This is a genomic window from Geodermatophilus bullaregiensis, from assembly GCF_016907675.1.
Lineage (GTDB): Bacteria > Actinomycetota > Actinomycetes > Mycobacteriales > Geodermatophilaceae > Geodermatophilus > Geodermatophilus bullaregiensis.
Window position 1 is genome coordinate 2377496 of sequence record NZ_JAFBCJ010000001.1, and the last position, 20373, is coordinate 2397868.

At 75.4% G+C, this 20373-nt stretch carries 19 protein-coding genes; 7 read left to right on the plus strand and 12 right to left on the minus strand.

Annotation, left to right across the window (positions count from 1 at the left end; all coding sequences use genetic code 11):
* Positions 1–3 precede the first annotated feature (3 nt).
* The 3 genes from JOD57_RS11235 to JOD57_RS11245 form a co-directional block, all read right to left on the minus strand.
* Positions 4–1749 (minus strand): serine/threonine-protein kinase, encoded by a 1746-nt coding sequence (locus tag JOD57_RS11235; RefSeq protein WP_204692106.1) that lies wholly within the window; start codon positions 1747–1749, stop codon positions 4–6.
* A gap of 100 nt (positions 1750–1849) precedes the next feature.
* On the minus strand, positions 1850–2548 hold the full coding sequence (gene npdG, locus JOD57_RS11240) for an NADPH-dependent F420 reductase (RefSeq protein WP_204692107.1): 699 nt from the start codon (positions 2546–2548) through the stop codon (positions 1850–1852).
* Positions 2549–2608: 60 nt separating this feature from the next.
* Positions 2609–3655 carry an LLM class F420-dependent oxidoreductase gene (locus JOD57_RS11245; RefSeq protein ID WP_204692108.1) on the minus strand — a complete coding sequence of 349 codons (1047 nt, stop codon included), beginning with the start codon at positions 3653–3655 and terminating at the stop codon, positions 2609–2611.
* A gap of 277 nt (positions 3656–3932) precedes the next feature.
* Here JOD57_RS11245 and JOD57_RS11250 point away from each other — a divergent pair, with 277 nt between their 5' ends.
* Together JOD57_RS11250 and JOD57_RS11255 are read left to right on the plus strand one after the other, a co-directional pair.
* Positions 3933–5240: an acyl-CoA dehydrogenase family protein gene (locus JOD57_RS11250; RefSeq protein ID WP_204692109.1), complete on the plus strand. Its 1308-nt coding sequence runs from the start codon at positions 3933–3935 to the stop codon at positions 5238–5240.
* Positions 5237–6709 (plus strand): phosphotransferase family protein, encoded by a 1473-nt coding sequence (locus JOD57_RS11255; RefSeq protein WP_204692110.1) that lies wholly within the window; start codon positions 5237–5239, stop codon positions 6707–6709. The genes JOD57_RS11250 and JOD57_RS11255 overlap by 4 nt, the downstream gene beginning before the upstream one ends.
* Here JOD57_RS11255 and JOD57_RS11260 read toward each other — a convergent pair.
* Together JOD57_RS11260 and JOD57_RS11265 are read right to left on the minus strand one after the other, a co-directional pair.
* Entirely contained in the window at positions 6706–8094 is a 1389-nt protein-coding gene (locus JOD57_RS11260; protein ID WP_204692111.1) for a metallopeptidase TldD-related protein, read from the minus strand. The genes JOD57_RS11255 and JOD57_RS11260 overlap by 4 nt on opposite strands.
* Positions 8091–9602, minus strand: a complete 1512-nt coding sequence (locus tag JOD57_RS11265) for a TldD/PmbA family protein (protein ID WP_204692112.1) — start codon at positions 9600–9602, stop codon at positions 8091–8093. Before JOD57_RS11265 ends, JOD57_RS11260 begins: the two co-directional genes overlap by 4 nt.
* Positions 9603–9702: 100 nt before the next feature.
* Between JOD57_RS11265 and JOD57_RS11270 the strand changes: the two genes are divergently transcribed.
* A complete protein-coding gene (locus tag JOD57_RS11270) occupies positions 9703–9852 on the plus strand; it encodes a hypothetical protein (protein WP_204692113.1) in 150 nt (49 codons plus the stop codon).
* A gap of 51 nt (positions 9853–9903) precedes the next feature.
* Positions 9904–10710 (plus strand): MBL fold metallo-hydrolase, encoded by an 807-nt coding sequence (locus JOD57_RS11275; RefSeq protein ID WP_204692114.1) that lies wholly within the window; start codon positions 9904–9906, stop codon positions 10708–10710.
* Positions 10711–10728: 18 nt separating this feature from the next.
* On the opposite strand, the gene JOD57_RS11280 is transcribed toward JOD57_RS11275, so the two are convergent.
* The 3 genes from JOD57_RS11280 to JOD57_RS11290 all read right to left on the minus strand — a co-directional run bounded on the left by JOD57_RS11280 (position 10729) and on the right by JOD57_RS11290 (position 13118).
* A complete protein-coding gene (locus JOD57_RS11280; RefSeq protein ID WP_204692115.1) occupies positions 10729–11208 on the minus strand; it encodes an SRPBCC family protein in 480 nt (159 codons plus the stop codon).
* On the minus strand, positions 11205–11561 hold the full coding sequence (locus JOD57_RS11285) for an ArsR/SmtB family transcription factor (protein WP_204692116.1): 357 nt from the start codon (positions 11559–11561) through the stop codon (positions 11205–11207). The genes JOD57_RS11280 and JOD57_RS11285 overlap by 4 nt, the downstream gene beginning before the upstream one ends.
* Positions 11562–11822: 261 nt before the next feature.
* Entirely contained in the window at positions 11823–13118 is a 1296-nt protein-coding gene (locus JOD57_RS11290) for an amidohydrolase family protein (protein WP_204692117.1), read from the minus strand.
* 81 nt (positions 13119–13199) lie between these two features.
* Here JOD57_RS11290 and JOD57_RS11295 point away from each other — a divergent pair, with 81 nt between their 5' ends.
* From JOD57_RS11295 to JOD57_RS11305, 3 genes are read left to right on the plus strand one after another with little or no spacing between them, the layout of a single operon-like run.
* Entirely contained in the window at positions 13200–13889 is a 690-nt protein-coding gene (locus JOD57_RS11295; protein ID WP_204692118.1) for a DedA family protein, read from the plus strand.
* The gene (locus JOD57_RS11300; protein WP_204692119.1) at positions 13886–14557 is read left to right on the plus strand and encodes an HAD family hydrolase; all 672 of its coding nucleotides are present in this window, start codon (positions 13886–13888) and stop codon (positions 14555–14557) included. The genes JOD57_RS11295 and JOD57_RS11300 overlap by 4 nt, the downstream gene beginning before the upstream one ends.
* On the plus strand, positions 14554–15207 hold the full coding sequence (locus tag JOD57_RS11305) for an alpha/beta hydrolase family protein (RefSeq protein ID WP_204692120.1): 654 nt from the start codon (positions 14554–14556) through the stop codon (positions 15205–15207). The genes JOD57_RS11300 and JOD57_RS11305 overlap by 4 nt, the downstream gene beginning before the upstream one ends.
* Before the next feature lie 55 nt (positions 15208–15262).
* On the opposite strand, the gene JOD57_RS11310 is transcribed toward JOD57_RS11305, so the two are convergent.
* From JOD57_RS11310 to JOD57_RS11325, 4 genes are all read right to left on the minus strand, one after another.
* Positions 15263–16303, minus strand: coding sequence for an SRPBCC family protein (locus JOD57_RS11310; RefSeq protein ID WP_204692121.1), 1041 nt, complete (start codon positions 16301–16303; stop codon positions 15263–15265).
* A gap of 194 nt (positions 16304–16497) precedes the next feature.
* A complete protein-coding gene (locus tag JOD57_RS26845) occupies positions 16498–17355 on the minus strand; it encodes an FAD binding domain-containing protein (protein WP_204692122.1) in 858 nt (285 codons plus the stop codon).
* Positions 17352–19850 (minus strand): xanthine dehydrogenase family protein molybdopterin-binding subunit, encoded by a 2499-nt coding sequence (locus JOD57_RS11320; protein WP_204692123.1) that lies wholly within the window; start codon positions 19848–19850, stop codon positions 17352–17354. Before JOD57_RS11320 ends, JOD57_RS26845 begins: the two co-directional genes overlap by 4 nt.
* Complete coding sequence (locus JOD57_RS11325; RefSeq protein ID WP_204692124.1) at positions 19847–20359, minus strand: (2Fe-2S)-binding protein; 513 nt, start codon at positions 20357–20359, stop codon at positions 19847–19849. Before JOD57_RS11325 ends, JOD57_RS11320 begins: the two co-directional genes overlap by 4 nt.
* Between the last annotated feature and the right edge of the window lie 14 nt (positions 20360–20373).

Below are 20373 nucleotides of genomic sequence, written 5' to 3' on the forward strand. Positions count from 1 at the left end.
GCGTCAGTCGGCCTCCACCGGGAGAGCAGTGGAACCGAGCCGTCGCAGCGAGGCGGTCAGCACGTTGTCCCCGCGGACCTCGACGACACAGCGGGTGGCGTCCTCCGGGAGCCGTAGCTGCGTGGCGAACTGGTCGAACGGCCGGTCCAGGTAGGCGCTCGCCCTCGCCCGGCAGTCGAGGGTCTCCCCGGCCGCACCCTCGGCGACCACCTCCTGCTCGTGCGGCTCGGCGCAGGAGACCTCACGACCCACCTGGTCGTAGCACAGCCGCCACACGTCGCCCGCCCGGTCGAGCAGCGCGTCCTGCGCCGAGCCGGCGGGCGACCCGGCTGGAACGCCCACGACGCACACCGGGGTGTCACCGACGACCCGGGCTCCGAGGTCGACCTCGCGGAGCACGTCCTGCCCCGGGACCCCACCGAGGTAGGCCAGCAGAGCAGCCTCGTCGCAGTCCCCGCCCGTGGCGACGACCTCCGCCGCATGGGCGACGGCGCAGGACGTCACCGCTCCCCCGTCGTCCAGGCACGCCCCGACCGCCGGCGCCGTGCCCGAGGTCGGACCGCCGGAGCCCGAGGTCGGACCGCCGGAGGTCGGAGCGGAGTCCTCCACGGAGGTGCTGGTGCCGGTCGTCGACGGCTGGGCAGCCGGGGGGTCGTCCCGGGGAGGGGTGTCCCGGACGGTCAGCACGGCGACCAGCACCCCCACGACCACCACCGTCACGGCCGCCACGAGGGCGGCCGCACGCCGCCGGGACCGGCGCCCTGGCCGACTGCCGGTGGGCGTGGCCGGGTCCCGGGTCGGTACCTCCCGGGAGCGGGGCGGGCCCGTCCCGTCGGGGAGGGGCGGTCCGGCGACCGCGCCAGGCGGCGGAGGCGCCGGCGGTGTGCCGATGGTCGTCTCGGGGGCGCGCGGCTGCGGGGAGACGGCGGCACGAGCGGCAGCAGCCAACTCACCGCACGTGGGGAAGCGGTCGGCCGGGTCCTTGGCCATGGCGCGCGCGCAGACCTCGGCCAGGGCCTCCGGCAGATCGGGACGAACGGCGCGCAGGTCGGGCACGGGCCCGAGGGCGACGGCGTACAGGATGGCGTTCGGCTCTTCGGCCTGGATCGCCCGCCTCCCGCTCAGGAGCTCGAAGAGGACCGTCCCGAGCGAGTAGACGTCCGACCTCCGGTCGAGGGGACGTCCCTCGACCTGCTCCGGTGAGCCATAGGGCAGCGTGGCGACGGGCTGCCCCGTGCGCGTGAGCGTCGCAGGGCCGGCGAGGTCCTTGGCGATCCCGAAGTCGGCCAGCACCGCCCGGTCCCGGCCGGCCTCACGCTGCAGGAGGATGTTGGCCGGCTTGACGTCCCGGTGGACCAGGCCGTTCTCGTGCGCGTGGTCCAGTGCCGCCGCCACGGCCTCCACGACGGCGACCGCCTCGTCGGGCGGCAGGGCGCCCCGCTCGCTCAGGACCGTCTCCAGATCGGGTCCCGGGACGTAGCGCATGGTCATCCAGAGGAGTCCGTCGGCTTCCCCGCGGTCCTCGACGCCGGCGATCCCGGGGTGGTGGAGGCGGCTGAGCAGGTCCGCCTCCCGCGCGAAGCGAGCGCGGATCTCGGCGCTGTGCGCGACCGCGGGGGTGAGCACCTTGAGGGCGACGTCCTTGGGCAGGCTCCGGTGGCGGGCCAGGTAGACCGAGCCCGTGGCGCCGGAGCCGAGCCTCCGCCGGACCACGTAGCCCCCGACGTCCGCACCGACCGGTAGCTCCACCGCACCCCCGTTGCTCCCCCGGCGGCCGCGACCGCCGGAGGCAGGCTAGAGCAGCCCGGCCGGCGACAGGACGATCCGCGTGTCCTCGGCCAGGCGCGGCTCAGACGTCGGTCACGCGCAGCCCGGCGTGCGCCTTGTACCGGCGGTTGACGCTGATCAGGTTGGCGGTCAGCGCCTCCACCTGGTGGGCGTTGCGCAGCCGCCCGGCGTAGACCCCGCGCATGCCCGGCACCAGGCCGGCCAGGGCCTGCACCAGGTCGGTGGCCTCACGGTCCTCGCCGAGGACCAGGACGTCGGTGTCCACCGTCGTCACCTCGGGGTCCTCGAGCAGGACGGCGCTGACGTGGTGGAACGCGGCCACGACCCGGCTGTCGGGCAGCAGCGCCGCGGCCTGCTCGGCGGCCGAGCCCTCCGGGACGGCGAGGGCGAAGGCGCCCCGCTTGTCGAAGCCCAGCGGGTTGACGCAGTCGACGACGACGCGGCCGGCGAGGTCCTCGCGCAGGCCGGCGAGCAGGTCGGCGTGGCCGTCCCAGGGCACCGCGACGACGACGACGTCCCCGGCGCGGGCGGCGCCGCGGTTGTCCGCCCCGGTGACGTCCCCGCCGGTGGCCGCGGCCAGGTCGGACGCGGTCGCCTGCGCGCGCTCCGCGTCGCGGCTGCCGAGGACGACGCGCACGCCGGCCGCGGCGAACCGCCGCGCCAGCCCGCGCCCCTGCGGCCCGGTGCCGCCGAGCACCGCCACGGTGAGCCCCTCGGGCACGGTCGGCTGCGGAGCGGTCGTCGGCTGGGCGTCGGTCACGGCTGGTCTCCATCCCGGCGCTCCCCGGCGGAGCACCCGGGACCGCACGCTAGCCCGCCGTCAGAGGTCGCCGACGAGCTCCCGGAGCTGCTCGACCGTCCGGAGCCGGTCGCGACGCTCCGGCTGGACCAGGGAGGTGACCAGCGTGGTGACGCCGGCGTCGCGGAAGGCGGCCAGCCGCTCGGCCACCCAGCCGCGGGGGCCGACGAGCGAGGTGGCCGCGACCATCTCGGCCGGGACCGCCGCGGCGGCCTCCTCCTTGCGTCCGGACAGGTAGAGGTCCTGGACGGTGGCCGCGGCCTCGGCGTGGCCGTAGCGGACGGTCAGCTCGTTGTAGAAGTTCTTGCCGCGGGCGCCCATGCCCCCGATGTAGAGCGCGAGGTCCGCGCGCGAGCGCTCACGCAGGTCCTCCAGGCCCTCCCCGATCGCGCACGGGACGCCGACCCGGACGTCGAGCGGCCCGAGCGCCGGGTCCCGCCTGGCCCGGCCCGCCTGGAGGGAGGCCCCCCAGGTGTCGGCCGCTCGCTCGGGGACGAAGAAGATCGGCTCCCAGCCCTCGGCGATCTCGGCGGTCATCTCGACGTTCTTCGGGCCGATGGAGGCCAGCGTGATCGGGATCCGCTCGCGGACCGGCGTGTTGATCAGCTTGAGCGGCTTGCCCAGGCCGGTGCCCTGGTCGGCCGGGAGCGGGATCGGGTAGTGCCGGCCCTCGTACACGACGCGCTCCCGGCGCCAGACCATCCGGCAGATCTCGACGATCTCGCGCAGCCGGGCCAGCGGTGCGTCGTAGCGGACGCCGTGGAAGCCCTCGACCACCTGCGGGCCGCTGGCGCCGAGGCCGAGGGTGAAGCGGCCGTCGGAGACGAGGTCGAGGCCGGCCGCCGTCATCGCGGTCAGGGTGGGGGTCCGGGTGAACGCCTGCAGGATCCCGCTGGTCAGTTCCATCCGCTCGGTGACCGCGGCCAGGTAACCGAGCTGGCTGACCGCGTCGAAGCTGTAGGCCTCGGCGATCGAGACCAGGTCCAGGCCGGCCTGCTCCAGGTCGCCGATCTCCCGGGCGGCCTCGCGGAAGCCCCCGCTGTACCGCACGCGCATGCCGATGCGCATCGCCGGCCGTCCCCTCTGCGTCGTCGCGGTGGGTCTGGCGGTGAGGTCGTCCGGTCGCGCGCCGGCCGCCCGGCACGACGGGGCCCTGACACCGACGTCGACCCGGGGCAGTCAAGCCACGCGGGCGACCCGCTGTCAACGCCCGCGCGGCGCGTCGCCGACCGGCGCCGGCCGCCCGAGGAGCACCGGGCGACGCCCGTGACCAGGGGGACTTTGACGTCGGGTGTCGGCGCTGCCATGGTCGGGGGACCGGCACCGCCGCCGGACAGGAGGCCACATGACCACGCCCGGTCAGCCCCCCGCGTCACCCGCGCCGCGCGGCGAGGTCGCCGGCTCGGCACTGCCTCCCGGGCTGACCGCCCTGCTCGCCGAGCTCGACGCGTTCGTGGCCGTGGAGATCGACCCGCTGGAGCAGCAGGACGACAACGTCCGGTTCTTCGACCACCGCCGCGAGTTCGCCCGCACCGACGTCGAGGCCGGCGGGGTGCCCCGCGCGGAGTGGGAGGAGCTGCTGGCCGAGGTGCGCCGGCGCGCCGACGCCGCCGGCTGGCTGCGCCACGGCCTCCCGGCCGAGCTCGGCGGGCGCGACGGCAGCAACGTGGACATGGCCGTGATCCGCGAGCACCTGGCGCACCGCGGGCTGGGTCTGCACAACGACCTGCAGAACGAGCACAGCGTCGTCGGCAACCTGGTGGTGCCGCACCTGCTCCACCTGTTCGGCACCGCGGAGCAGCGCGAGGAGTTCGTCGAGGCGCTGATCACCGGCGAGCGACGGATGTCCTTCGCGCTCACCGAGCCCGACCACGGCAGCGACGCCACCTGGATGGACACCCGCGCGGAGCGGGACGGCGGCGACTGGGTCCTCACCGGCCGCAAGCGCTGGATCACCGGCGTCCACACCGGGACCCACCTGCTGGTCTTCGCCCGCACGTCGGGCCGAACGGGGGAGGCGCGCGGGATCAGCGCCCTGCTCGTGCCCGCCGACGCGCCGGGCCTGTCGGTGCCCCAGTTCTGGTGGACGCTCAACATGCCCACCGACCACGGCGAGGTCGTGCTCGACGGCGTCCGGGTGCCCGGTTCGGCGGTGCTCGGCGCCGAGGGCGAGGGGCTGGCGGTCGCGCAGACCTTCGTGCACGAGAACCGCATCCGCCAGGCGGCCTCCGGCGTCGGGGCCGCGCAGTTCTGCATCGACCGCTCGGTGGAGCACGCCCGGCAACGCCGCACGTTCGGCAGGCCGCTGGCCGAGCGGCAGGCGATCCAGTGGCCGCTGGTCGAGCTGCACACCGAGGCGGAGCTGGTGCGCACGCTCATCCGCGCCACCGCCGCCGACCTCGACGAGCTGACCGCCCGCGGCGAGCCGGCGGTGACCATCGGCCACCGGGTGTCGATGTGCAACTACCGGGGCAACCGGCTGGTCTGCGACGCCGCCGACCGCGCGATGCAGGTGCACGGCGGCATGGGCTACTCCCGGCACCTGCCCTTCGAGCACATCTACCGGCACCACCGCCGCTACCGGATCACCGAGGGCAGCGAGGAGATCCAGATGCGGCGGGTGGCCGGGCAGCTGTTCGGCTTCCTGCGGTGACCGGCAGCCCCGCCGCGTCCGGGACGTCTCCCGAGGAGCTGGCCCCAGCGCTCGCCCGGCGGCTGTCGCGGCTCACCGGCGGGCGGGTGACCGTCGAGGGGCTGACCCGCCTGACCGGCGGGGCCAACCGCGAGACCTGGGCGTTCACCGCGGTGGACGACACCGCGCGGGCCCGTCGCGACCTGGTCCTGCGCGGTGGCGCCGGCACCGGCGGGGTACCGCTGCCGGTGGAGGCCGCCGCGGTCGCCGCGGCCGCCCGGGCGGGGGTGCCGGCGCCCGACCTGGTCGACGTCGGTGCGGGCGACGCCGGGGAGGGGCTGCCGGCCCAGTACCTGCTCATGGGTCGGGTCGACGGCGAGACGATCCCGCGCCGGCTGCTGCGGGAGGAGACCTACGCGACCGCACGGGCCGGGCTGGCCCACGAGCTCGGCGCCGTCCTCGCCCGGCTGCACGCCGTCCCCCTCGACGACCTGGCCCAGGTGCCCGCCCCCGGCGACCCGCTCGACCGGCTGACGTCGTCCTTCCTCACCGGCGGGCCGCCGCCGCCCGGGCTGGCGCTGGGGCTGCGGTGGTTGCGCGGGCACCGCCCGCCGGCGCGGCCGACGGTCCTCGTGCACGGCGACTTCCGCCTCGGCAACCTCATGGTCGGCCCCGAGGGGCTGCGCGCCGTCCTGGACTGGGAGCTGGTCCACCGCGGAGACCCGCTGGAGGACCTCGGCTGGTGCTGCGCCAAGGTCTGGAGGTTCGGCTCCCGGCTGCCCGCCGCCGGCACCGGCACCCGCGAGGAGCTGCTCGACGGCTACGCCGCGGTCGCCGGCTGGCGGCCGACGGTGGCCGAGCTGCACTGGTGGGAGCTCTACGGCACCGTCCAGTGGGGCCTGATGTGCCGGGCGATGACCGAGCGCCACCTCTCGGGGGCGGAGCCGTCGGTGGAGCTCGCCGCGATCGGCCGCCGCGCCGCCGAGCAGGAGTTCGACGTCCTGCTCGCCCTGGGACTCGACCGTCCCGACGCCGCTCCCCCGGACGACGCGACCCCGGACGACGCGACCCCGGACGAGGCCGCCCCGGACGACGACCTGCTGTTCGGCCGGCCCACCGCCGCCGAGCTCGCCGCCGCGGTCGGCGACTTCCTGGCCGGTGAGGTGCGCGCGGGCACCGGCGGGCGCACCTCCTTCCACGCGCAGGTGGCCGCCAACGTCGTCGCCACCGTGCGGCGCGAGCTGTTGCTCGGCGACGGCGCCCGCGCGCGGCGGCGGGCCCGTCTGCGCGGCCTGGACCTGGCCGACGACGCCGCGCTGTCCGAGGCGGTCGCCGACGGCTCGCGCGACGGCCGCTGGGACGAGGTGGTCGCCGCCGTCCGCGAGGGCGTGCGCGACCGGCTCCGGGTGGCCAACCCGCGACACCTCGCGGTGCCCGACGCGGACGACGAGGGCGTCACCGTCCGCGACCTGCCGGAGCGCCCGCTCTAGCTGGCCGGCGACACCGAGCTCATGTTGAAGTCCGGCACCCGCACCGGCGGCATCGCGGCGCGGGTGAACCAGTCGTTCCACTCGCGCGGCAGCGTCCGCTCGGTGCGCCCGGCCTCGGTGATCCGGCCCAGCAGGTCCACCGGCGACTCGTTCCACCGGAAGTTGTTCACCGCGCCGGTGACCTCGCCGCCCTCGACGAGGAACACGCCGTCGCGGGTCAGGCCGGTGAGCAGCAGCGTCTGCGGGTCGACCTCGCGGATGTACCAGAGCGTGGTCAGCAGCAGGCCGCGGTCGGTGGCGGCGACCATCTCGTCCTGGGTGGCCGTCGCGTCCGGCGCCTCGAGGACCAGGTTGTCGACGGCGGCGACGGCGGGCGCGGTGGTCTTCAGCGCCCACGCCCGCGTCCGCACGAGGTTGGTGAGGACGCCGCCGGAGATCCAGTCCACCGCCGGCGTCGCCATGCCGTTGTCGAACACGCTCGCCGAGCCGGACGAGGCGCCCACCACCTGGAACGGCGCGGCCTCCAGCCCGGGCGCGGCCGGGTCGCTGCGCAGCGTCAGCGGCAGGGCGGCCAGCCGGTCGCCGATGCGGTTGCCGCCGCCCGTGCGCGCGTAGACGTTGCGGCCCTCGTCGGCGTCGCGGGCCTCCATCGTCCAGTAGGCGTAGAGCATCAGGTCGCTGACCGCCGACGGCGGCAGCAGCGTCTCGTAGCGGCCGGCCGGCAGGTCGACCCGCCGCTTCGACCAGCCGAGCTTGCGCTCCACCTCGCCGGCGAGGCCGGGCACCGAGACGTCGCGGAAGTCGCGGGTGCCCACGCCGGCCCACACCGAGCGCGAGAAGTCGGTGCTCTTGCCGTTGAGCTCGACCCGGCCGCTGGGCTGGTCGTGCCGCAGCCGCAGCCCGGTCGAGGTGCCCAGGTACGTCGTCGTCATGGCGTGCTCGGCGTAGCCGAACAGCAGGTCGCCGCGGTCGCGGGCGGCGCCGAACGCCTCCCCCAGCGCGGGCGCGAACTCGGCGAACACCTCGATCGACGTCTCGGCGGGGTCGGCGTCCCACTCCCCGGCGCCGGGCGGCTCCTCGCTGATCAGCGGGACGGCGTCCTCGGCCGGCCCGGCGTCGCGGGCGGCCTGCTCGCTGGCCGCGACCAGCTCGGCGACGTCCGGGGTCCCGGTCCGCGCGACGGTGCCGGCGGCCATCCCCGCCCCGCCGTCGACGAACGAGACGACGACGACCTGGCGCGAGCGCATCGCCCCGTTCGTGGTCAGGCTGTTCGACGCCCACCGCAGGTTGGCCTCGGTGCTCTCGACGACGTAGACGACGCACCCGTCGGCGGTCGAGGCGGCCAGCGCCTTCTCGGCCAGCTGCTGCGCGGTCAGTGCGCTCATCGCCCGCCCTCCTGCACCGTGTTGAGGATGCTGACGCCCTCGAAGACCGCCGCCGGGCAGCCGTGGCTCACCGGCGCGACCTGGCCGGGCTGTGCCTTGCCGCAGTTGAACGCCCCGCCGAGGCGGTAGGTGGACGGCCCGCCGACGGCACGCATCGAGCCCCAGAAGTCCGTCGTCGTCGCCTGGTAGGCCACGTCGCGCAGCTGCCCGGCCAGCCGGCCGCCCTCGATCCGGTAGAAGCGCTGGCCGGTGAACTGGAAGTTGTAGCGCTGCATGTCGATCGACCAGCTCTTGTCTCCGACGACGTAGACGCCGCGCTCCACGCCGCCGATCAGCCCGTCGAGGTCGGGGCCGTCGGGCGCCGGCTGCAGGGAGACGTTGGCCATCCGCTGCACCGGCACGTGCCGCGGCGAGTCGGCGAAGGCGCAGCCGTTGGAGCGCGCCATGCCGCCGAGCCGGGCGGTGTTGCGGTCGACCTGGTAGCCCACCAGCACGCCGTCGCGGACGATGTCCCACCGCTGGGCCTCGATGCCCTCGTCGTCCCAGCCGATGGTCGACAACCCCTGCTCGACCACCCGGTCGCCGGTCACGTGCATGAGCTCCGAGCCGTACCGCAGGCTGCCGAGCTGGTCGACGGTGGCGAACGACGTCCCGGCGTAGGCCGCCTCGTAGCCGAGGGCCCGGTCGAGCTCGGTGGCGTGCCCGACCGACTCGTGGACGACCAGCCACAGGTTGGACGGGTCGACGACGAGGTCGTAGCGGCCCGGCTCGACCGAGGGCGCCTTCGTCTTCTCCCGCAGCAGCTCCGGGATCTGCGCCAGCTCGGCGCCCCAGTCCCAGCGCCCGTCGGTGAGGTACTCCCAGCCGCGGCCCACCGGCGGCGCCAGGGTGCGCATGCTCTCGAAGGCGCCGGTGGTGCGGTCCACGGTGAGCGCGGTGAACTCGGGGTGGATGCGCACCCGCTGCTGGCGGGTGCGGGTGCCGGCGGTGTCGGCGTAGTACTTCTGCTCCTTGACGTGCGTGCAGCCCGACTGCACGTGCTCGACGCCGTCGGCGGCCATGAGCCGCTCGGACCACTCCGTGAGCAGGGCGGTCTTCTCGGCGTCGGGCACGCCGAACGGGTCGACGTCGTAGGCCGAGACCCAGGCCCCCTCGTGGGGAGGCTCGGGCGCCAGCTCCACCCGGTCGCTGGCCACGGCCGCGGACACCTTCGCGACGGCGACCGCCTGCTCGGCCAGCCGCACCGCCTCGGCCGCGGTGAGGACCACGCCCGCGGCGAAGCCCCAGGTGCCCTCGTGCACCACGCGGACGGCGAGACCGAGGTCCTCGCCGTCGGTGAGCGCCTCGAGGCGGGCGTCGCGCAGGCTGATCGCCTGGGTGCGGATCCGCTCCACCCGCAGGTCCGCGTGCTCGCAACCGAGGTCGACCGCGCGGGTCAGCGCCGCCTCGGTGAGCGCGGACAGGGGCAGGGCGAGGAAGGACTCGTCGACGTCCCGGGGTGCCGCCACCTCCCCTGTCTACCAGCCTCGCCCGCCCCGCCCCCGCCCACTCGGGGGAGCGCACGGCCGGGGGCATCCCCTCCGGGCGTCTCGCTGCCACGATCCCCGCGTGCTCCCGACCCGCGCCCGCGCGAGCCGCGGCGACCTCGCCGGGGTGCTCGCCGTCCTCGCGCTGTCCGCGGCCGTCGCCGGGACGGCGGCGCTGGTCCTCCCGCAGGTCGGCGGCGCGCTGGTCGCCGTCCTCCGCCGGCGCGGCTGACCGCGCGACCCCGCGGAGTTGCACGGGTCGGCGGGTCGGGTAGTCGCGGGCATGGCCTCGACCGCGTCCGATGACGTCACCCTCACCTTCGGCGGCAACGCGACCACGCTGCTGCGGCTGGGCGGGTTCACGCTGCTCACCGACCCGAACTTCATCGGCCGGGGGCAGCGGGTGTACCTGGGCAAGGGGCTGTGGGCCAAGCGGCTGACCGACCCGGCGCTGCTGCCCGGGGACCTGCCCGACCTCGACGCCGTCCTGCTCTCCCACCTGCACGGTGACCACTGGGACCGCATCGCCTACGCGACCATCGACCGCGAGACGCCGATCGTCACCACGCAGGCGGCCGCCCGGACGCTGGCGTCGCGGGGGTTCCGGGCGACGGCGGACCTGCGCCCCTGGCAGGTGCACGAGATCGGCGGGGACGGCGAGACCCTGCGGATCACCTCGGTGCCCGGCGTCCACGGCCCCGGCCCGCTGGCGAGGGTGCTGCCGCCGGTCATGGGCAGCGTGCTGGAGCTGTTCCGCGGCGGGCAGATGACCTGGCGCGGGTACGTCACGGGGGACACGCTCTACCGCCCGTGGCTGGGCGAGGTGCTGCAGCGCTGCGGGCCGCTCGACACCGTGATCGCGCACCTGGGCGGCACGAAGGCGCTCGGCATCACCGTGACCATGGACGGCCGGCAGGGCGCCGACCTGGTGGAGCTGCTGAAGCCGCCGGTCACCGTGCCGGTGCACTACGACGACTACGACCGGTTCACCTCGCCGCTCGGCGAGTTCGTGCGCGAGGTCGCCGAGCGGCGGGCTCCGGGGGAGCTGCGGACCGTCGTCCGCGGGGAGACGATCTCCCTGCGGGCGTGACCCGCGGGCGGACGGCGGTCAGCGGGCCAGCACCTCGTCGAGGCGCTCGTAGCCCTGGACGACGCCGGTCTCCATGCCGCTGGCCAGGAAGGCGTCGCGGTCGGCGAAGGAGTCGACCAGCGAGGTGACGGTCAGCCGGGTCCGGCCGTCGCCGAGGTCCTCGAGGACGAGCTTCTCCAGGGCGACGCCGTCGGGCACGCCCTCGAAGGTGAAGGTCTGCACGATCAACTCGTCGGGCCGGACCTCGTGGAAGCAGCCGCGGAAGCCGTACTCGCCGTTCGCGTCGCTGTGCACGTAGCGGTAGGACCCGCCGGGCCGGCAGTCGTAGTGGTCGATGCGCATCTCCAGCCCGCGCGGGCCGAGCCACTGCACGAGCAGGTCGGGGTCGGTGTGCGCGCGGAACACCTTGCTCGGCGGCGCGTCGAACTCGCGGGTGATGCGGACGAGCGGGACGTCGGGGTCGGCGACGATCTGCGTCTCGCGGGTGCTGGCGGTCATGACGGGTTCCCTCCCTGTGGTGGTGGGTCCTCCTCGGGCATGGACCGGAGGACGTCGTCGAGGCGGCGGTAGCGCTCCTCGGCCTGCCGCCGGTAGCGCTCGATCCACTTCGTCATGAGGTCGAACACCTCCGCCTCCAGGTGCACCGGGCGGCGCTGGGCCTCCCGGCTGCGACTGACCAGGCCGGCGTCCTCCAGCACCCGCAGGTGCTTGGAGACCGCCTGCACGGTCACGTCGTAGGGGGCGGCCAGCTCCCCGACGGTCGCGTCACCGACCGCAAGCCGGGCGACGATGTCGCGCCGGGTCGGGTCGGCCAGCGCCGAGAACACCCGCGAGAGCGGATCTGCCGCCACCCTCGACCTCCTCGCTCAACCAAGTGGTTGATGAAGACGGTAGGACGTCACGTCCCTGCTTGTCAACCGATCGGTTGAAGAGGTTCGGACGCCGCAGGGAGCCGGGCCGGTGGTCGGGGAGCGCGAGATCCGCGACGACGCCGACGCGGTCGCCGGCCCACACCGCACCCCGTCCTGCCGCACCGCAGCGCGTCCTCCCGCACGGTGCACGGTCGGGGAGGACGCGCCACGATCAGGTCACCTGGTCATCGCGGCGACCGCTCAGCCGGCCAGGCGGGCGGCACGCGCGGCCACCTCGGCCCGCAGCGCGACGGCGTCCACGGTGGTGCAGGCGCCGCCGGCCACCACCTGCCGGCCGCCCACCCAGACGTCGCTGACCAGCCGGGACACACCGGACCAGACCAGATGGGTGAGCCAGTCGGCGGCGTCGCCGACCGGCTCGAAGCCCAGGTCCCGTGTGTCGACGTGCACCACGTCGGCCCGCCGCCCGGCCTCCACCCGGCCGAGGTCGGGGCGGCCGACCGCGTCGGCGGCCGCGCCGGTGGCCAGCCAGAACGCCTCGGCGGCGGTCAGCGCGGTGGCGTCGCGCCCGGTGAGGCGGGCCAGCTGCGCGGCGAGGCGGACGTCGGCGAGCAGGTCCAGCCCGTCGTTGGACGCCGGCCCGTCGGTGCCGAGGCCCACCCGGATGCGGCGGTCGAGCATGTCCCGCACCCGCGCGACGCCGCTGGCCAGCCTGGCGTTGCTGGCCGGGCAGTGCGCGACCGCGACGTCGTACTCCGCGAACAGCTCGAGGTCGCCGTCGTCCATGTGCACGCAGTGCGCGGCGAGCACCCGCCCGCCCAGGACGTCGTGGGCGGCCAGCAGCGCCGGCACCGACAGCCCGTGGGTGGCCAGCAGGTCGGCGCCCTCGGTGGCTGTCTCGGCCACGTGCAGGTGCAGCAGCATCCCGTGCTCCCGCGCGAGCTCGGCGGCCCGGCGCAGCAGGGGCAGCGGGACGGTGTAGGCGGCGTGCGGGCCCAGGCCGTACTCGACCAGTCCGTCGTCCGCGACGCCGGAGGCCAGGTCGACGGCGGCGGCCATCTGCTCCTCCAGCGGCGGCATGCCCGGCAGCGGCAGCATCGGCGCGGCGACCACCGCGCGGGCGCCGGTCGCGCCGACCGCCGCGGCGATCCGCTCGGGCGAGAAGTACATCTCCACGCTCGTGGTGACCCCGCCGCGCAGCAGCTCCGCGGACGCGGCGGTCATGGCGACCTCGACGTCGTCCGGCGTCAGCCGCGCCTCCCGCGGCCACATCACCTCGCGCAGCCAGCGGTCCAGCGGCAGCCCCTCGCCCTGGCCGCGGAACAGCACCATCGGCGCGTGCGAGTGGGTGTTGACCAGCCCCGGCACGAGCAGGCCGGGCAGCGCCACGACCTCGGCGTCCCCGGCCGGCGGGGCGTCATCGGCCGTCCCCACCCAGGAGATGTGACCCTCGTCGACGTCGACGACCGCGTCGGGGACGACGGTGCCCGCCCGGTCCCCCACGACGACGGCCCGGGCGGTGAGTCGCTGACGCATGGCGGAACGCTAGCCCCAGCGGCCCCGGGCGTCCGGCCGGCGTCCAGGCGCCCCCCAGGGGCCGCCCTTACCGTGGAGGCCATGTCCTCCCTCGCCGCCGCGGCCGCCTCCGACCAGGGCGGGATCACCGGCTTCCTGCTCGACCTCGTCGAGAGGCTGGGACCCGTCGGCGTGGGGTTCAGCATCCTGCTGGAGACGGTCATCCCGCCCATCCCCAGCGAGGCGGTGCTCGGCCTGGCCGGCGTGCTGATCCGCAGCGGCGACATGGACGTCGTCCCGGTCGTCCTCTTCGCCACCCTGGGCTCGATCCTCGGGGCGGTCTTCTTCTACTACGTCGGCCGGGCGCTGGGGCCGCGGCGCTCCCACGCCTTCCTCGACCGGCTGCCCCTGGTGGAGACCGAGGACGTCGACCGCACCTTCGCCTGGTTCGAGCGCCACGGCCGCTCGGCGGTCTTCTTCGGCCGCATGGTGCCGATCGTGCGCAGCTTCATCTCGGTGCCGGCCGGCGTCGTCCGGATGCCCTTCGGCCAGTTCGTCCTCTACTCCGCCGCGGGCAGCCTGATCTGGAACACCGTCCTGATCAGCCTCGGCGTCCTGGCGGGGGACTTCATCCAGGACAACCTCAAGTACTTCGACTACCTGGTCGTCGCGGTGTTCGCGGCGGGGCTGGGCTACCTGGTCTACAAGCGGGCCAAGGACGTGCGCCACCGCCGCCGCCGGACCACGGCCGGACGGACCGAGGAGACCGGCAGCGACCGGCCGACGGCGTGAGCGCCGCCCGCCCCGACGTCGTCGCGTTCGACGTCAACGAGACGCTGCTCGACCTCGAGCCGGTGCGCGCCGCGCTGGTGGAGCTCGGCCGGCCCGCGCACCTGCTGCCCACCGTCTTCGGCCGCACGCTGCAGACCGGGTTCGCCGCCACGGTGGCCGGCACCTGGCTGCCCTTCCGCGCCGCGTTCGAGTCCTCGCTGGCCCAGCTCACCGACCTCGACGACGGCGACCGCGGCCGGGTGGCCGACGCCTTCCTCGACCTCTCGCCGCACCCCGACGTCGAGCCCGCCCTGCGCCGGCTGGTCTCCGCCGGGGTCCGCGTGGTGACGCTCTCGCACGGCTCGCCCGGGGTGGCCGAGGCGGGCCTGGAGCGCGGCGGGATCACGCCGCTGGTCGAGCGCACGCTGACCAGCGAGTCGGTGCGGACGTGGAAGCCCTCCCGCGCCGCCTACCTGTGGGCGGCGGGCGCCTGCGGGGTCGCGCCCGGGCGGATGGCGCTGGTGGCCGCGCACGGCTGGGACGTCCTCGGCGCGGAGCAGGCCGGCCTCACCGGCGCCTGGTTCCCCCGCGCCGAGCGGGTGTACCCGCCGCCCTACCCGGCGCCGGCCGTGGTCGCCGACGACCTGGCCGGGGCGGTCGAGGCGCTGCTCGCGCTGCCCCCGGCGTGAGGGGACCGACCCTCGTCGACACCCCGCTCGGCCCGGCGGCCGTGCACGCGGACGGGCCCGCCGACGGCGCCCGCGGCACGCTGGTGCTCGGCCACGGCGCCGGTGGCGGCGTGGCGTCGGCCGACCTGACCGCCGTCACCGCCTCGGCCTCCGCGGCCGGCTGGCGGGTGCTGCGCGTCGAGCAGCCCTGGCGGGTGGCCGGGAAGCGCATCGCCCCGGCACCACCGCGCCTGGACACCGCGTGGTCGGCGGTGCTCGACGCGCTGCGACCCGGGCTGTCCCGGCCGCTGGTGCTCGGCGGCCGCAGCGCGGGGGCCCGGGTGGCCTGCCGGACGGCGTCCGCCCAGGGTGCCGACGGCGTCCTCGCGCTGGCCTTCCCGCTGCACCCGCCGGGCCGCCCGGAGAAGAGCCGCGCCGCGGAGCTGACCGGGGCCGGCGTGCCGCTGGTCGTGGTGCAGGGGCAGACCGACGGGCACGGCCGGCCCGGGGAGGTCGCCGCCGCGCTCGCCGGGACGGCGACGGCGTCGGTCTCCGCCGTGCCGGGCGACCACTCGCTGCTGCGGGCCCCCGAGCTGGTGGCCGCGGCGGCGCTGTCGTGGCTGGCGGCCGAGCCGTGGCGGGGTCGATCATCGGGTCGTCGCCGGTCCTGACGGCGTGTCGGCGCGTGTCAGCGGCCACGACCCGATGATCGACTCCAGGAGGACCTCAGCGGCGGCGCCGCCGGACGACCAGCGTGATCAGCAGCAGCAGCGCGGCCAGCCCGGCCGCAGGTGCGGCGAAGCGGGCCATCGCCGCACCACCGGCCACCTCGAGCAGGTCGATCGGCTCGGGCTCCTCGGCCGGCTGCTGCACCGGCCGCGGGGTGCTGCGCGGCGGCGCGCCCGTGGCCGGGCGGGTCGGCGGCGCCGAGGGCCCGGACGGCGGGGTGCTCGGCGCGCCACCGACGGGCGTGACCGGCGTCGTGTCGCTCGCCGCCGGGGCGGTGCCGGCGGCGGCCTGGGCGGCGTCGCCCACGGCCGGGACCGGAGCGGTGTCGGTGGCGCCCACCGCAGCGATCGAGACGGTGTCGGTCGGCCCGGCCGCGGCGGCGGCCGTCTTCCCCGTGGCCTCGTCGGTCGCCGACGCCGCGGCCTCCCTCGCCGCGGTCCCGGCCCTGCGCACGGCCTCGGCGGCGGCGTTGTCGCCCGGCGTCTGCTCGACGGAGGCGGCGACCTCCTCGGCGACGCCGGTGGCGGTCGCCGTGACCGAGCCGGGGGCGTCGGCCCGCGCGGCGTCGGCCCGCGCGGCGTCGCCCTGCGCGTCGCCCTCGCCCAGCTGGGCGGCGAGCTTGTCGGCGAACTGGCCGAGCAGCTTGTTGCCCACGTCGGTCATGACGCCGCGGCCGAACTGGGCCGGGCGGCCGGTGATGTTGAGGTCGGTGAGGACGTCGACCCGCGTGGTGTCCCCCTCGCCCTTGAGCTGCGCGGTGATGAGCGCGGCCGCGGTGCCGTTGCCGCGCTGGTCCTTGCCGCGGCCGTCGATGACGGCGCGGTGGGCGGCCTCGTCCTTCTCCACGAAGGACGCCTTGCCCTGGTAGGTCAGGTTGATCGGGCCGAGCTTGACCTTGACCCGGCCGGTGAAGGAGTCACCCTCGACCGAGTCCAGCGCCGCGCCGGGCATGCACGGGGCGATCCGCTCGATGTCGAGGAGCACCCGCCAGGCCTCGTCGACGGGCACGGGGACGGTGAACGAGTTCTCCAGCTGCACGGTGCGACCTCCGGGGTGGGATGGCGCCTCGGCCGGTCTGCCCCGGGGGACGGGCCGGCCGAGGGAGGGACGGGCGGTGCCGGGCGCGGCCCCGTCCAGGACACCGCCCCGAGCCTGGTGACGTACTGGAACGGCCCCCTCGCCCCCCAGCACGGGCTCGCGGGTGTCGGGGGGCGAGGGGGTCCTCCGTCAAGCTACAACCCGGCGGCGGCGCTGACCGCCCGGCGGGTCAGCACCTGCGCGAGGTGCTCGCGGTAGTCGGCCTGGGCGTTGAGGTCGCTGCTCGGGCTGGTGCCCTCCGCGGCCGACCGCGCCGCGGCCGCGATCGCGTCGGCCGTCGCGGGAGCCCCGGCGAGGGCGGCCTCGGTGGCCGATGCGCGCAGCGGCGTCGGGCCCATGTTGGTCAGCCCGATCCGCGCCTCGGCGATGTGCCCGTCCTCCCGCCGGACGGCGGCCGCGATGGCGACGATCGACCAGGCCTGCGCCACGCGGTTGAACTTCTCGTAGCGCACCCCCCAGTCGCCGGCGAGCTTGGGCACCCGGATCTCGACCAGGATCTCCCCCTCGTCGAGGGAGGTCGTGAGGTAGTCGACGAAGAACTCCGACGCGGGCACCGTGCGCCGCCCGGACGGGCCCGCGACGACCATCTCGGCGTCGAGCGCCAGGGCCACCGCCGCCAGGTCGCCGGCGGGGTCGGCGTGGGCGAGCGCCCCGCCGAAGGTGCCGCGCCGGCGGGTCTGCCGGTCGGCCACCGTCTCGGTCGCCTCGGCGAGGAGCCTGGCGTACTGCGCGATCAGCGGGTCGGCGATCACCTCGGCGTGCGTGGTCATCGCGCCGATGACCAGGTGGTCGCCCTCCTCCCGCACGCCCTTGAGCTCGGCGATGCCGCCGAGGTCGACGACCGTCTCGGGCGCCGCCAGCCGCAGCCGCATGACCGGGATCAGCGACTGGCCACCGGCCATGATCTTGACGTCCTCGCCGCCGGCGGCGACCGCCGCCAGCGCCTCGTCGACCGTGGTCGGCCGGACGTAGTCGAACGGTGCGGGGATCACCGGTCACCTCCCAGGGACGAAGCAGGGGTCGAGACACCGGCGGTGGTCTCGGTCTGGGCGCCGCCGTAGGCGTTGGACCCGGCCGTGGCCCGGTCCCCGCCGTCGCCGCCCTGGTGGATCGCCCGCCAGACCCGCTCGGGCGTCAGCGGCATGCGGATGTCGCGCACCCCGAGGTGCCGGACGGCGTCGAGCGCGGCGTTCACCACCGCCGGCGTGCTGGCGATGCAGCCGGCCTCCCCGACGCCCTTGGCGCCGATCGGGTTGCCCGGTGCCACGTGCACGGTGTTGCCCGTGTCGAAGTGCGGCAGGTCGGCGGCCGAGGGCACCAGGTAGTCGACGAAGGTGCCGGTGGTGAGGTTGCCGTCGGCGTCGTAGACCGCCTCCTCGTACAGCGCCTGCGCGATGCCCTGCGCCAGCCCGCCGTGGACCTGGCCCTCGACGATGAGCGGGTTGACGATCGTGCCGACGTCGTCGACGCAGGCGTACTTGCGGATCTTGACGAACCCGGTGTCGGTGTCGACCTCCATGGCGCAGACGTGCGTCCCGTGGGGGAAGGAAAAGTTCACCGGGTCGAAGGTCGCGTCGGCGTCGATCGAGGGCTCGACGTCCTCCGGGTAGTCGTGCGCGGCGAAGACCGCGAGCGCGACCTCCTGGATGCTCATGCCCGTCCCCGGGGTCCCGCGGACGCTGAAGCGGCCGCCGGTGAAGTCGAGGTCGTCCTCGCTGGCCTCGAGCAGGTGCGCGGCGACCTTGCGGGCCTTGGCGATCACCTTGTCGGCGGCCTTGACCACCGCGGTGCCGCCGACGACCAGCGAGCGCGAGCCGTAGGTGTCCAGGCCCCGCGTGGCGATCGCGGTGTCGCCGTGCAGCACCTCGACGTCCTCGAAGGGGACGCCGAGCGAGTCGGCGACCAGCTGGCTCCACGCCGTCTCGTGGCCCTGGCCGTGCGGCGTCGAGCCGGTGACGACCTCGACCTTGCCGGTGGGCAGCATGCGGATGGAGGCGTGCTCCCAGCCGCCGGCGCCGAAGGACAGCGAGCCGAGCACCCGGGAGGGGGCCAGGCCGCACATCTCGGTGAAGGTGGAGAAGCCGATGCCCAGCTGCACGGGATCGCCCGACTCCCGCCGGCGGCGCTGCTCCTCGCGCAGCTCGTCGTAGCCCACCAGCTCGAGGGCCTGCTGCGTCGCGGTGTCGTAGTCGCCGCTGTCGTACTCCAGGCCCGCCACCGTGGTGAAGGGGAACTCCTGGGACTGGATCCAGTTCTTCCGGCGCAGCTCGAGCGGGTCCATACCGAGCTCGACGGCGAGCTCGTCCATGATCCGCTCGACGGCGAAGGTCGCCTCGGGCCGGCCGGCGCCGCGGTAGGCGTCGGTGGGCACCTTGGTGGTGAAGACGCCGTCGCACTCGAAGCGGTAGGCCGGGAACTTGTAGATGCCCGGGAACATGAAGGCACCCAGGGCCGGGACGCCGGGGGTGATCAGCCGCAGGTAGGCGCCCATGTCGGCGAGCAGCCGCACGCGCAGGCCCTTGACGTTGCCCTCGCGGTCGGCGGCGACGTCGATGAACTGGATCTGGTCGCGGCCGTGGTGGGCGGTCATGAGCGACTCGCTGCGGGTCTCGGTCCACTTGACCGGCTTGCCGAGGCGGCGCGCGATCAGGAGGGCGAGGATCTCCTCGGGGTTGACCTGCAGCTTGCCGCCGAAGCCGCCGCCGACGTCGGGCGCGATGACCCGCAGCTTGTGCTCCGGCACGCCGGTGACCGAGGCGAGCATGACGCGCAGGATGTGCGGCACCTGGGTGGCCGACCACATCGTATAGTTGTCGCCCTGCGGCTGGACGACGACCGAGCGCGGCTCCATGAACGCCGGGATCAGCCGCTGGTTGACGAACCGCCGGCTGACCACGACCTCGGCGTCGGCGAAGGCCTGCTCGGTGTCGGTGCCGGTCCCGGCCTCGCCCGCGTCGAAGACGAAGTGGTAGCTGGTGTTGGTGCCGATCGAGGAGTGCACGAGGTCGGCGCCCTCGCGGACGGCCTCCTCCATGTCGAGCACCGGCGGCAGCAGGTCGTAGTCGACGTCGACGAGCTCGACGGCGTCGGCGGCGGCGGTGCGCGAGCGGCCGACGATGACCGCCACGGCCTCGCCCACGTGGTTGACCTGGTCGACGGCGATCGACGGGTGGCCGGGGTTGACCATGTCCGGCGTCACCGGCCAGGCGCAGGGGATGGAGCCCTGCTCGTCGGCGAGGTCCCGACCGGTGAGGACGGCGACGACGCCGGGGGCCTCGGCGGCCGCGGAGACGTCGATGGCGGTGATGCGGGCGTGCGCGACGGGGCTGCGCACGACGGACAGGTGCAGCATCCCGGGCAGGACCATGTTGTCGGTCCAGGTGGTGCGCCCGGTGATGAGGCGGGCGTCCTCCTTGCGGCGGCGCGCCTTGCCGATCTCCTTCTCCGGCGCGGTGGCCTGGGTGGCCGGGTCCTCGGTGACCGTCATGCCTGTGCTCCCAGCGTGTCCGTGGTGGCGGCGCCCGACATCTCACCGGCGGCCTGCTGGACCGCCCGGACGATGTTCTGGTAGCCGGTGCAGCGGCAGAGGTTGCCCTCGATGCCCTCGCGGATCTCGCTCTCGCTCGGGTTCGGGTTCTCGTTGAGCAGGTCGATCGAGGCCATGATCATCCCCGGCGTGCAGTAGCCGCACTGCAGGCCGTGCATCTCGTGGAAGGCCTTCTGGACCGGGTGCAGCGCGGCGCCGGGAGCTCCCTGCCCGGCGAGGCCCTCGATGGTGGTGACCTCCGCGCCGTCGGCCTGGACGGCCAGCACGGTGCAGGACTTCACGGCCTGCCCGTCGAGGTGGACGGTGCAGGCGCCGCAGTTGCTGGTGTCGCAGCCGACGACGGTGCCGACCTTGCCCAGCTGCTCGCGCAGGTGGTGGACCAGCAGCGTCCGGGGTTCGACGTCGTCGGTGTAGGTCACGCCGTCGACCCGCATGCTGACCTGTGTCATGGATCCTCCGCTCC

What these genes read in the sequence shown, in the direction of transcription:
- JOD57_RS11245 (WP_204692108.1), bottom strand. Translation starts at nt 3,655, where the DNA reads ATGCGCATCGGCATGCGCGTGCGGTACAGCGGGGGCTTCCGCGAGGCC.
- JOD57_RS11290 (WP_204692117.1), bottom strand. Translation starts at nt 13,118, where the DNA reads ATGCGTCAGCGACTCACCGCCCGGGCCGTCGTCGTGGGGGACCGGGCG.
- JOD57_RS11295 (WP_204692118.1), top strand. Translation starts at nt 13,200, where the DNA reads ATGTCCTCCCTCGCCGCCGCGGCCGCCTCCGACCAGGGCGGGATCACC.
- JOD57_RS11280 (WP_204692115.1), bottom strand. Translation starts at nt 11,208, where the DNA reads ATGACCGCCAGCACCCGCGAGACGCAGATCGTCGCCGACCCCGACGTC.
- JOD57_RS11260 (WP_204692111.1), bottom strand. Translation starts at nt 8,094, where the DNA reads ATGAGCGCACTGACCGCGCAGCAGCTGGCCGAGAAGGCGCTGGCCGCC.
- JOD57_RS11250 (WP_204692109.1), top strand. Translation starts at nt 3,933, where the DNA reads ATGACCACGCCCGGTCAGCCCCCCGCGTCACCCGCGCCGCGCGGCGAG.
- JOD57_RS11325 (WP_204692124.1), bottom strand. Translation starts at nt 20,359, where the DNA reads ATGACACAGGTCAGCATGCGGGTCGACGGCGTGACCTACACCGACGAC.
- JOD57_RS11275 (WP_204692114.1), top strand. Translation starts at nt 9,904, where the DNA reads ATGGCCTCGACCGCGTCCGATGACGTCACCCTCACCTTCGGCGGCAAC.
- JOD57_RS11320 (WP_204692123.1), bottom strand. Translation starts at nt 19,850, where the DNA reads ATGACGGTCACCGAGGACCCGGCCACCCAGGCCACCGCGCCGGAGAAG.